Annotated in this window: 7 protein-coding genes and 2 rRNA genes; 1 reads left to right on the forward strand and 8 read right to left on the reverse strand. The window is 60.8% G+C overall.

Annotated features, from left to right (window positions below; genetic code table 11):
* Positions 1 to 23: 23 nt before the first annotated feature.
* Genes AC1PLS_RS19080 through AC1PLS_RS19105 form a run of 6 tightly spaced genes read right to left on the reverse strand, consistent with a single transcriptional unit; the run spans position 24 to position 4770 of the window.
* Positions 24 to 899, reverse strand: coding sequence for a cytochrome c oxidase subunit 3 (locus AC1PLS_RS19080; protein ID WP_016902806.1), 876 nt, complete (start codon positions 897 to 899; stop codon positions 24 to 26).
* A 39-nt stretch (positions 900 to 938) separates the two neighbouring features.
* On the reverse strand, positions 939 to 1535 hold the full coding sequence (locus AC1PLS_RS19085; protein WP_184433084.1) for a cytochrome c oxidase assembly protein: 597 nt from the start codon (positions 1533 to 1535) through the stop codon (positions 939 to 941).
* Positions 1532 to 1702: a hypothetical protein gene (locus tag AC1PLS_RS19090; protein WP_024938846.1), complete on the reverse strand. Its 171-nt coding sequence runs from the start codon at positions 1700 to 1702 to the stop codon at positions 1532 to 1534. The genes AC1PLS_RS19085 and AC1PLS_RS19090 overlap by 4 nt, the downstream gene beginning before the upstream one ends.
* Complete coding sequence (ctaD, locus tag AC1PLS_RS19095; RefSeq protein WP_016902803.1) at positions 1683 to 3287, reverse strand: cytochrome c oxidase subunit I; 1605 nt, start codon at positions 3285 to 3287, stop codon at positions 1683 to 1685. Before ctaD ends, AC1PLS_RS19090 begins: the two co-directional genes overlap by 20 nt.
* 39 nt (positions 3288 to 3326) lie before the next feature.
* Positions 3327 to 4277, reverse strand: coding sequence for a cytochrome c oxidase subunit II (gene coxB, locus AC1PLS_RS19100; protein ID WP_024938844.1), 951 nt, complete (start codon positions 4275 to 4277; stop codon positions 3327 to 3329).
* Between the two features lie 16 nt (positions 4278 to 4293).
* Entirely contained in the window at positions 4294 to 4770 is a 477-nt protein-coding gene (locus tag AC1PLS_RS19105; protein ID WP_104575592.1) for a DUF2244 domain-containing protein, read from the reverse strand.
* Positions 4771 to 5060: 290 nt separating this feature from the next.
* On the opposite strand from AC1PLS_RS19105, the gene putA reads away from it, so the two are divergent.
* Positions 5061 to 8261 (forward strand): bifunctional proline dehydrogenase/L-glutamate gamma-semialdehyde dehydrogenase PutA, encoded by a 3201-nt coding sequence (gene putA, locus AC1PLS_RS19110; protein ID WP_184433082.1) that lies wholly within the window; start codon positions 5061 to 5063, stop codon positions 8259 to 8261.
* A gap of 623 nt (positions 8262 to 8884) precedes the next feature.
* Here the strand turns inward: putA and rrf are convergent.
* Both rrf and AC1PLS_RS19120 read right to left on the reverse strand, forming a co-directional pair.
* A 5S ribosomal RNA gene (gene rrf / locus AC1PLS_RS19115) occupies positions 8885 to 8999 on the reverse strand.
* Positions 9000 to 9111: 112 nt separating this feature from the next.
* Positions 9112 to 11992 (reverse strand): 23S ribosomal RNA (locus tag AC1PLS_RS19120).
* Between the last annotated feature and the right edge of the window lie 75 nt (positions 11993 to 12067).

The following is a 12067-nucleotide window of genomic DNA, read 5'->3' on the forward strand; positions in this document are numbered from 1 at the left end:
TCCCGACTCCCCAATCCCCGCCCTCAAAGTACATACACGAACAGGAACAACGCCAGCCACACCACGTCGACGAAGTGCCAGTACCAGGCCGCCGCTTCGAAGGCGAAGTGGTTGTCGCGGGTAAAGTGCCCGCGCGCCACCCGCAGCCACATCACCGCCAGCATGATCGTGCCCAGCAGCACGTGCATGCCGTGGAAGCCGGTGAGCATGAAGAAGGTCGATCCGTAGATGCCCGATCCCAGCGTCAGATTGAGCTCGGTGTAGGCGTGGATGTATTCCTCGGCCTGCAGGAACAGGAACACGCAGCCCAGCAGCACGGTCAGGCCCAGCCACAGCAATAACGCCCCACGACGGCCGCCCTTGAGCGCGTGGTGCGCAATGGTCAAGGTCACGCCGGAACTGAGCAGGATCAGCGTATTGATCAGCGGCAGGCCCCAGGCGGGAATGGTCTGGAACTGCCCACCGATCGTGCCGGGGCCATTGGTCGGCCATGCAGCGGAATAGCCGTTCCACAGCAGTTCGTTGGTCATCACGCCATCGCCTTCGCCGCCCAGCCAGGGCAGCGTCAGCACACGCGTGTAGAACAACGCGCCGAAGAAGGCGCAGAAGAACATCACCTCGGAAAAGATGAACCACACCATCCCCATGCGGAAGGAGCCGTCCACCTGGCGGTTGTAGTGCCCGGCGTTGGATTCGCGGATGACATCGCCAAACCACATGAACAAGGTCGCCAGCAACATCGCCATGCCGACGAAGAACGTCCAGCGCCCCCATGCCGCATCGTTGAGCCAGCTGGCCACGCCGATCATCATCACGAACATCGCAATCGACCCGACAAAGGGCCATTTGCTCTGGCTCGGGACGAAATACGCATCGGCGTTGGGACTATGGTCGGCCATGGCGTTGCTTCCGTGTCGGTGCTGCGTGTGGATGAAGGATCAAGGCGCCGCGCGCGGCGCGCTGGATGCGCCACCGCCCTGCAACTCCGAGGTCAGGGTGTCGTTGCGATAGAACGTGTAGGACAGGGTGATCGTGGTGACTTCCGGCGGCAGTGCCGGGTCGACGATGAAACGCAGCGGCATGTCGCGCGTTTCGCCGGCCTGCAAGGTCTGCGCGGTAAAACAGAAGCATTCGGTCTTGTTGAAGTATCCGGATGCCCGCGCCGGTGCGACCGATGGCACCGCACTGCCGACCACTGCCCGCGCACTGTCGTTGCGTGCGAAGTACAGCGCCTCATTGAGTTCGCCCGGCACCACATCCATCGTCATCTGCTCGGGATGAAAGGTCCACGGCAGTTTGGAATTGACCCCGGCATCGAACTCCACCCGAACCGTGCGTTTGCCAGCCCCTGCAATCGCAGCTGCATTGCCACGCGTACTGCCCGGCGCGCGCTCCATGCGGATGCCGAAGACTTTTTCGCACGCGATGCGATACAACGGCACCAGCGAAAAGGTCAGCACGAACACGCCCAACACCACGCCCAGCAGCTTGAACAGGCCGGCCGTCGGTGCAGGTACGGGCGCCCGCGCGTTCACCGCCCGATGACTCCCGACGCAATGAAACCTGCATAGATCAGCAGCGCGATGATGCCGACGGTGATCGCCGTGCGGCGCACCGCACGACGCTGTTGCGCCTGCCGTTCGGCAGCGGAGAGCAGACGTGCCACAGCCGGCGGCGCGGACTCAGTGACCGATGTCTTCATGCGCAAGATCTCCAGGCTTGATCACCGGCGGCACGGTGAAGGTATGCGCAGGTGCCGGCGACGGCACCGTCCACTCCAGTCCCTTGGCGCCTTCCCAGGCACGTGCGTCGGCCTTGGCGCCGCTGCGCAGCGAGGCGAGTAGGATGCCGGCCATCAGGAACGGCGTGGCGAACATGCCGAACGCGCCGATAGAGCTGATCAGGTTCCAGTCGGCAAACACCACGTTGTAATCGGGGATCCGCCGCGGCATGCCGGCCAGGCCAAGGAAATGCTGCGGGAAGAACAGCAGATTGACGAACACCATCGTCCACCAGAAATGGAACTTGGCCCAGGTCTCGTTGTACATCCGCCCGGTCCACTTCGGCCACCAGTAGTACACCGCCGCAATCAGCGCGAAGACCGCACCGGTAACCAGCACATAATGGAAATGCGCGACCACAAAATAGGTGTCGTGATACTGGAAATCCGCCGGCACGATTGCCAGCATCAGGCCCGAAAATCCACCGATGCTGAAGAGAATCACGAACGCCACCGCCCACAGCATCGGCGATTCGAACGTCAGCGAGCCCTTCCACATCGTGCTGACCCAGTTGAACACCTTCACCCCGGTCGGGATGGAGATCAGCATCGTGGCAAACATGAAGTAGATTTCGCCGCCCAGCGGCATGCCCACGGTGAACATGTGGTGCGCCCACACGATGAAGCTCAGGAACGCGATCGCCGCGATCGCATAGACCATCGCCTGATAGCCGAACAGCGGCTTGCGGCTGAAGGTCGGGATGATCTCGCTGACCACGCCGAACGCCGGCAGGATCATGATGTAGACCTCCGGATGCCCGAAGAACCAGAAGATGTGCTGGTACATCACCGGGTCGCCGCCGCCGGCCGCATTGAAGAAGCTGGTACCGAAGAACTTGTCGGTCAGCAGCATGGTCACCGCGCCGGCCAGCACCGGCATCACCGCGATCAGCAGGAAGGCGGTGATCAGCCAGGCCCAGCAGAAGATCGGCATCTTCAGCAGGTCGATGCCCGGCGCGCGCATGTTGAGCACGGTGGCGATGATGTTGATCGCGCCCATGATCGAACTGACGCCGGCCACATGGATCGCGAACACGCTGAAGGCCACGTTGTAGCCGCCCTGCAGCGACAGCGGCGGGTATAGCGTCCAGCCGCCGGCCGGCGCACCGCCGGGCAGGAACAGCGTCAGCAGCAGCAAGGTAAACGCCACCGGCAACAACCAGAACGACCAGTTGTTCATGCGCGGCAACGCCATGTCCGGCGCGCCGATCTGCAGCGGAATCATCCAGTTGGCCAGGCCGACGAAGGCCGGCATCACCCCGCCGAAGATCATCACCAGGGCATGCACGGTGGTCATCTGGTTGAAGAATTCCGGCTTGACGAACTGCAGCCCGGGCTGCATCAGTTCAGCGCGGATCACCACGCTCATCGCCGCGCCGATGATGAACATCACGAAGGAAAACAGCAGATACAGCGTGCCGATGTCCTTGTGATTGGTCGAGAAAAACCAGCGCTCGACGAAACCGGGCTGGTGGTGTCCGTGGTGATCGACTGCGGTATGCGCCATGACGGAACGACCTCTACGAAGCGGTGCGGTTGCGGGCGATTAAAGAGCGGCGGTCGGTGCGGCGGTCGGAGCAGGCGCTGCGGCTGGAGCGGCCTCACCGGCAGGCGGTGCTGCAGGTGTGGACGCCGGCGCCGGGGTGCCGGCCGGTGCGGCAGGCGCTGCGCTGGCACTGCGACGGGCCGCCAGCCAGCGCTGGAATTCGGCCTTGGGCAGCGCTTCCACCACGATCGGCATGAAACCATGATCCTTGCCGCACAACTCGGCGCACTGCCCGCGATACACGCCCGGCTGCTCGATATTGGTCCATGCCTCGTTGACGATGCCGGGGATCGCGTCCTGCTTCCAGCCAAGGGCCGGCACCCACCACGCATGGATCACGTCGTCGGCGGTGATCACGAAACGGATCTTGGTGTTGACCGGCAGCACCAGGCGATTGTCCACGTCCAGCAGATAATGCGGTTGCGATGCAGCGGTCGGACGCTCGCCACTCTGGCGAATGCGATCGGATTCGCGCGCCAGCCGGCTGGTGAACTCCACGCCCTGGCCCAGATACTCGTATTTCCACATCCACTGGTAGCCGGTGACCTTGACGGTCATTTCCGACTCGCGGGTGTCGTACATCGCAATCAGCTTGGCCGTTGCCGGCCAGGCCATCGCAATCAGCACCAGCACCGGGATCACCGTCCACAGCACCTCTGCCGTGGTGTTGTGGCTGAATTGCGCGGCCACCGCCCCCTTGGACTTGCGGAACTTGAAGATCGCATAGCCCATCGCACCGAACACCAGCGCGCCGATCACCACGCAGACCCACAGCGCCACCATGTGCGCCTCGTAGGCCATGCGCGCGGTCTGGGTGACCCCGCGGCCCATGTTGAGCTGCCATTCCTTCGGGTCGGCCGATTGCGCCCAGGCAACCGAGGCGCTCGACAGCGCCAGCATCGCCAAAGCCAATTTCGGATACGTCGCCTTCCAGCTGCTGCGTTGCGTCATTGCCTAGACCCTTACGTCATCGGTGACGGCCATTGGCGGCCGCGAGCAAGCGTTTCAGCGTAGTTGCCAGTTCCACACGTTCGGCCGGCCCGAGAAAACTTCCAATCTCGATCTGCTTGCCGCTGCTGACCAGCACCACCCTGTCGTCGCGTTCCATGCATAACCGCACCCAATGCGGATGTGCCTGAAACGCTGGTGGCGCATGTCCGGATGGAAACACCTCGACAACGGTCTCCCCTACCCGGATCGCTTCTTCGCGCTCGCCACTTCGCCACAACTGCCGTAGCGCCAGCGCCACCACACCACTGTGCAACAGGGCGAACACCGGCGCGAATGCATTGCCGGTCCACCACCCCAGGCCCGCAAATACCCACATCGTTCCCGCCAACACTGCGAACAGCTGCACGAATTGCCTGGCCGACAATGCCTGCGGAGGCCGCAACCGCAACTGCGTCCCGACCCCTTCGGACATCAACGGCAGTACTTCGATCATTGGCAACACGCAGCGCACTGCGGGAATGGCCCGATGGTAGACCCGCACGAACGCATGCGGCAAGCGTTTCCGGCAATCATTCGATTGCTGCAGTGCAGCTAAAAACACGCGTAAATCAATCACTTCCCGGTGCATGTGCCGATGCCCGCGGCTGCGGCCGGCAGGGAGCGAGTCCGTTTTGGGCCTGCGCCGGCCACGTGCACAAAACGGCGGAAAAGTTGCCGCTTCCACACAAGTGCGCAGGGGCTGCGGCTCTCTAGAATGAGCAAGGATTCCCAGGCACCCTTCGCATGAACGCTCAGCTCGACCCGCTTGCCTCTCCCTCAGTTGCGCGCCCGCTGCTGGCGCCCGAGCTGCCTGCCGCACCCGGCGCATTGCGTGCGGCGATCACCGCCGCCTGGCTCAAGGACGAAACCGAGCACGTCCGCGAATTGCTCGACCAGGCGCGTCTGCCCGCCGCCGAACAGGCCAAGGTGCAGGCGGTGGCCGCCGATCTGGTCACCCGCGTCCGCGCACGTGCGCAGGACCAGGGCGCGATCGAAGCCTTCATGCGCCAGTACGACCTGGGCAGCGAAGAAGGCGTCTTGCTGATGTGCGTGGCCGAAGCGCTGTTGCGCATTCCCGACCAGGACACCGCAGACAAGCTGATCCGCGACAAGCTCGGCGATGCGGACTGGAAAAAACATGTCGGCGGCAGCGACTCGGTGCTGGTCAACGCATCGACCTGGGGCCTGATGCTCACCGGCAAGCTGGTGCAGCTCAACGACCTCACCCGCGCCGACGTGCCGGGTGCGTTCAAGCGCCTGATCGGCCGCGTCGGCGAGCCGGTGATTCGCCTGGCAGTGCGCCAGGCGATGAAGATCATGGGCCACCAGTTCGTCATGGGCCGCACCATCGGTGAGGCCCTGTCGCGCTCGCGCAAGGGCGACAACGCCGATTACCGCTATTCGTTCGACATGCTCGGCGAAGGCGCATTGACCATGAAGGATGCGCAGCGCTATCTGCAGGCGTACCGCGATGCCATCCACGCGATCGGCCGCAGCGGCAGCTTCGTCGGTACCGATGTCTTTGCGGCGCCCAGCATCTCGATCAAATTGTCCGCGCTGTATCCGCGCTACGAGCATGCCAAACGCGCACGCGTGATGGCCGAGCTGGTGCCGGGCGTGCTCGAGCTGGCGCAACTGGCCAAGTCCTACGGCATCGGCTACACCGTCGATGCCGAAGAAGCCGACCGTCTGGAACTGTCGCTGGACATCATCGAGGCCACCTTCTCCGACCCGTCGCTGGATGGATGGGAGGGCTATGGCCTGGCGGTGCAGGCGTATCAGAAGCGCACGCCGTATACGATCGATTTTCTCGCCGATCTGGCGCGCCGCGTCGGCCGTCGCATTCCGGTGCGTCTGGTCAAGGGCGCGTACTGGGACGCGGAGATCAAGCGCGCCCAGATCGAAGGTCACCCCGGCTACCCGGTCTTTACCCGCAAGCAGAATACCGACGTGTCGTATCTGGCCTGCGCGCGCCGCATGTTCGCGCACAGCGATGCGCTGTATCCGATGTTCGCCACGCACAACGCGCAGACCATCGCGGCGGTACGCGCAATCGCAACGACCAAGCATTACGAACACCAGAAACTGCACGGCATGGGCGATGACCTGTATGCCGAAGTGATTCCGGCCGATCGCCTGGGGCTGCCCTGTCGCGTGTACGCACCGGTCGGCTCGCACGAGGATCTGCTGCCGTACCTGGTGCGTCGCCTGCTCGAGAACGGCGCCAATTCCAGCTTCGTCAATCGCATCACCGACGAGGACGTCGCCATCGAAGACCTTATCCGCGATCCGGTCGAAGCGGTGTCCTCGTTCGGCTCCATTCCGCATCCCAAGATTCCGCTGCCCACCGATCTGTTGCGCAGCCAGAACCAACACAGGAAAAACTCCATGGGCGCCAATCTCGCCAACGACAACGATCTGCGGCAGCTGGCCGAGCAACTCAATGCCGCCATCAAGCCGTGGAAGGCCACCCCACTAGTGCCCGGCGCGGTGATCAGCACGCAGAGCGAGGCGGTGCGCAACCCGGCTGACCGACGCGAAACGGTCGGGCACTGGCAGCCGGCCGATCCGGCCACCGTGCAGACCTCGCTGGCAACCGCCGCTGCCGCGCAGCCGGCCTGGAACCGCACGCCGGCGGCCAGCCGCGCCACCATCCTGGAGCATTCCGCCGACCTGCTCGAAGCACGCATGCCCGAGTTCATGGCGATCTGCGTCAAGGAGGCCGGCAAGACCCTGCCCGACGCCGTGGCAGAAGTGCGTGAGGCGGTCGACTTCCTGCGTTATTACGCCGCCCAGGCACGCGCGCAGTTCGGCGCACCCGAGCGTCTGCCCGGGCCAACCGGCGAATCCAACGAACTGCAGCTGCATGGCCGCGGTGTCTTCGTCTGCATCAGCCCCTGGAACTTCCCGCTCGCTATCTTCCTCGGCCAGGTCGCCGCCGCATTGGCTGCCGGCAACAGCGTGATCGCCAAGCCTGCAGAGCAAACCAACTTGATCGGCTACGCTGCAGTGAAGCTGCTGCACGAAGCGGGTATCCCCGAAGCGGTCGTGCAGTTCCTGCCGGGCGACGGCGCCACCGTCGGCGCTGCGCTGACCAATGATCCGCGCGTGGCGGGCGTCGCCTTCACTGGCTCCACGGAGACCGCGCGCGTCATCAACCGTACCCTGGCGTCTCGCGATGCCGCGATCGGCGTGCTGATTGCCGAAACCGGTGGCCAGAACGCGTTCATCGCCGACTCGTCCTCGTTGCCGGAAGCCGTCGTCAAGGACGCGATCTCCAGCGCCTTCATGTCCGCCGGCCAACGCTGCTCGGCGGCCCGCGTGCTGTTCGTGCAGGACGACATCGCCGACAAGGTCATGACCATGCTGGCCGGTGCAATGGGAGAGCTGAAGATCGGCGATCCTGCGCTGCTGTCCACCGATGTTGGCCCCGTCATCGACGCAGATGCGCTCAAGATCCTCGACGATCATGCGGCGCGCATGGATCGCGAAGCCCGCCTGATCGGCACCATCACCCTGGACCCCGCCACTGCCAACGGCAGCTTTTTCGCCCCGCGTGCGTACGAGCTGGCCTCGCTCGCGCAGCTGCAGCGCGAAATTTTCGGGCCGGTCCTGCATGTCATCCGCTGGAAAGCCGACCAACTCGACGTCGTCATCGATCAGATCAATGCCACCGGTTACGGACTGACCCTGGGCGTGCACTCGCGCATCGACGAGACCATCGATCGCATCACCACGCGTGTTGCGGTCGGCAATGTCTACGTCAACCGCAATCAGATCGGTGCGGTCGTCGGCGTACAACCCTTCGGCGGCCAGGGACTGTCAGGTACCGGCCCGAAAGCCGGCGGCCCGCATTACCTGCTTCGTTTTGCCACCGAGAAGGTCGTCACCGTCAATACGACGGCCGCAGGCGGCAACGCCTCGCTTCTGACACTGGGCGACTGAGGGCCAGGCCCACTACTATCAGGCCATCTCTCTTGGCTTGCTGAGGAAAACAAGAACCCCGCATCGCGGGGTTTTTTGTTGTGCCGAGATGTCCGCATAAGGTGCTGTGCTCGTAGATCTGCATTGCGTAGAAGTAAGCGGGAGGTCATTGCTACACAACAGCATCGCTGCGAGTACCTACCTCTCGGCATCGACGTGAAAATCGGGGGACAGAGGTGAGAAAGAAGCTCAACCTTGGACGGTGTCAGTGACATGCATAGGCAGACGCGTCAGGTGCTGCGTGACATGTCGATGAGCCCCCAGATCACAGCGTGGCAGGGTGCCAAGGGATGCGCCTGGAGCGTCCGAGTGCCCGATTGCCCTGGCGCTACTCGGCTTTAGCTCTGCCTCTGGCCTGGCTTTAGCTCTGGCTCTGGCTTTAGCTCTGGCTTTAGCTCTGGCTCTGGCTTTAGCTCTGGCTTTAGCTCTGGCTTTAGCTCTGGCTTTAGCTCTGGCTTTAGCTCTGGCTTTAGCTCTGGCTCTGGCTTTGGCTTTGGCTTTGGCTTTGGCTTTGGCTTTTCGCGACTGAATTTTGCACAAAAAGAAACCCTCAGTCCTATTGGACTGAGGGTTTCGGGTAAAGCCCCTGGCGATGACCTACTCTCGCATGGCTTGAGCCACACTACCATCGGCGCAGCTGCGTTTCACTTCCGAGTTCGGGATGGGATCGGGTGGTTCCACAGCGCTAATTTCACCAGGGAGACGGTTGGAGCAGCGCTTGATAGCGCTCGTCTCGCATAGGTAACTTGTGACGTAGCTTGCGTTTGGTGATCTACCAACGTTCGTTGGGACCAAGGCAACTTGAGGTTATATGGTCAAGCCGCACGGATCATTAGTATCAGTTAGCTCAATACATTGCTGTACTTACACACCTGACCTATCAACCACATAGTCTATATGGTTCCTTTAGGGGGCTTGTGCCCCGGGAAGTCTCATCTTGAGGCGCGCTTCCCGCTTAGATGCTTTCAGCGGTTATCGCTTCCGAACATAGCTACCCGGCAATGCCACTGGCGTGACAACCGGAACACCAGAGGTTCGTCCACTCCGGTCCTCTCGTACTAGGAGCAGCCCCTCTCAAACTTCCAACGCCCATGGCAGATAGGGACCGAACTGTCTCACGACGTTCTGAACCCAGCTCGCGTACCACTTTAAATGGCGAACAGCCATACCCTTGGGACCGACTACAGCCCCAGGATGTGATGAGCCGACATCGAGGTGCCAAACACCGCCGTCGATATGAACTCTTGGGCGGTATCAGCCTGTTATCCCCGGAGTACCTTTTATCCGTTGAGCGATGGCCCTTCCATACAGAACCACCGGATCACTAAGACCTACTTTCGTACCTGCTTGATCCGTCGATCTTGCAGTCAAGCACGCTTATGCCTTTGCACACAGTGCGCGATGTCCGACCGCGCTGAGCGTACCTTCGTGCTCCTCCGTTACTCTTTAGGAGGAGACCGCCCCAGTCAAACTACCCACCATACACGGTCCCTGATCCGGATAACGGATCTAGGTTAGAACGTCAAGCACGACAGGGTGGTATTTCAAGGATGGCTCCACTGCAGCTAGCGCCACAGTTTCATAGCCTCCCACCTATCCTACACAGACGAACTCAACGTTCAGTGTAAAGCTATAGTAAAGGTTCACGGGGTCTTTCCGTCTTGCCACGGGAACGCTGCATCTTCACAGCGATTTCAATTTCACTGAGTCTCGGGTGGAGACAGCGCCGCTGTCGTTACGCCATTCGTGCAGGTCGGAACTTACCCGACAAGGAATTTCGCTACCTTAGGACCGTTATAGTTACGGCCGCCGTTTACTGGGGCTTCGATCAAGAGCTTCGCCTTGCGGCTGACCCCATCAATTAACCTTCCAGCACCGGGCAGGCGTCACACCCTATACGTCCACTTTCGTGTTTGCAGAGTGCTGTGTTTTTGATAAACAGTCGCAGCGGCCTGGTTTCTGCGACCCTCTTCAGCTATAGCTCGCATGAGCCACCAAAAAGGGTGCACCTTCTCCCGAAGTTACGGTGCCATGTTGCCTAGTTCCTTCACCCGAGTTCTCTCAAGCGCCTGAGAATTCTCATCCTACCCACCTGTGTCGGTTTACGGTACGGTCTTCGTGAGCTGAAGCTTAGGAGCTTTTCCTGGAAGCGTGGTATCAGTGACTTCGCCATAAAGGCTCGTCTCGGTGCTCGGTCTTAAAGGATCCCGGATTTGCCAAAGATCCAAACCTACCGCCTTTCCCCGGGACAACCAACGCCCGGTACACCTAACCTTCTCCGTCCCTCCATCGCACTCACGCGAGGTGCAGGAATATTAACCTGCTTCCCATCGACTACGGCTTTCGCCCTCGCCTTAGGGACCGACTAACCCTGCGTCGATTAACGTTGCGCAAGGAAACCTTGGGCTTTCGGCGTGCGGGCTTTTCACCCGCATTATCGTTACTCATGTCAGCATTCGCACTTCCGATACCTCCAGCAGACTTCTCAATCCACCTTCGCAGGCTTACGGAACGCTCCTCTACCGCGCATAAAACAAGTTTTATGCACCCCAAGCTTCGGTTCACTGCTTAGCCCCGTTAAATCTTCCGCGCAGACCGACTCGACCAGTGAGCTATTACGCTTTCTTTAAAGGGTGGCTGCTTCTAAGCCAACCTCCTGGCTGTCTATGCCTTTCCACATCGTTTTCCACTTAGCAGTGAATTTGGGACCTTAGCTGTGGGTCTGGGTTGTTTCCCTTTTCACGACGGACGTTAGCACCCGCCGTGTGTCTCCCGGATAGTACGTACTGGTATTCGGAGTTTGCAATGGTTTGGTAAGTCGCGATGACCCCCTAGCCATAACAGTGCTCTACCCCCAGTAGTATTCGTCCGAGGCGCTACCTAAATAGCTTTCGAGGAGAACCAGCTATCTCCGGGTTCGATTAGCTTTTCACTCCTAATCACAGCTCATCCCCGTCTTTTGCAACAGACGTGGGTTCGGGCCTCCAGTACCTGTTACGGCACCTTCACCCTGGCCATGACTAGATCACCCGGTTTCGGGTCTACTGCCCGCGACTATGCGCCCTTATCAGACTCGGTTTCCCTTCGCCTCCCCTATACGGTTAAGCTTGCCACGAACAGTAAGTCGCTGACCCATTATACAAAAGGTACGCAGTCACTCTTGCGAGCTCCTACTGCTTGTACGCACACGGTTTCAGGATCTATTTCACTCCCCTCTCCGGGGTTCTTTTCGCCTTTCCCTCACGGTACTGGTTCACTATCGGTCGGTCAGGAGTATTTAGCCTTGGAGGATGGTCCCCCCATATTCAGACAGGGTTTCACGTGCCCCGCCCTACTCGTCTTCACTGGAGTGGCCCTTTTAAATACAGGGCTATCACCTTCTATGGCCAATCTTTCCAGATTGTTTTTCTAAAGCCATTCCAGCTTAAGGGCTGCTCCCCGTTCGCTCGTCACTACTTAGGGAATCTCGGTTGATTTCTTTTCCTCCGGTTACTTAGATATTTCAGTTCACCGGGTTCGCTTCCAGCAGCTATGAATTCACTGCAGGATACTGCCGAAGCAGTGGGTTTCCCCATTCGGATATTGCCGGATCAAAGCTTGTTGCCAGCTCCCCGACACTTTTCGCAGGCTACCACGTCCTTCATCGCCTCTGACCGCCTAGGCATCCACCGTGTGCGCTTATTCGCTTGACCATATAACCCCAAGTTGCCTCGGAGCTACATGCCGTGTTGTGTGGGGTACAAAGCCACCAACGCGAACATACGACT

The sequence above is a fragment of the Xanthomonas sp. NCPPB 3218 genome (assembly GCF_056725185.1).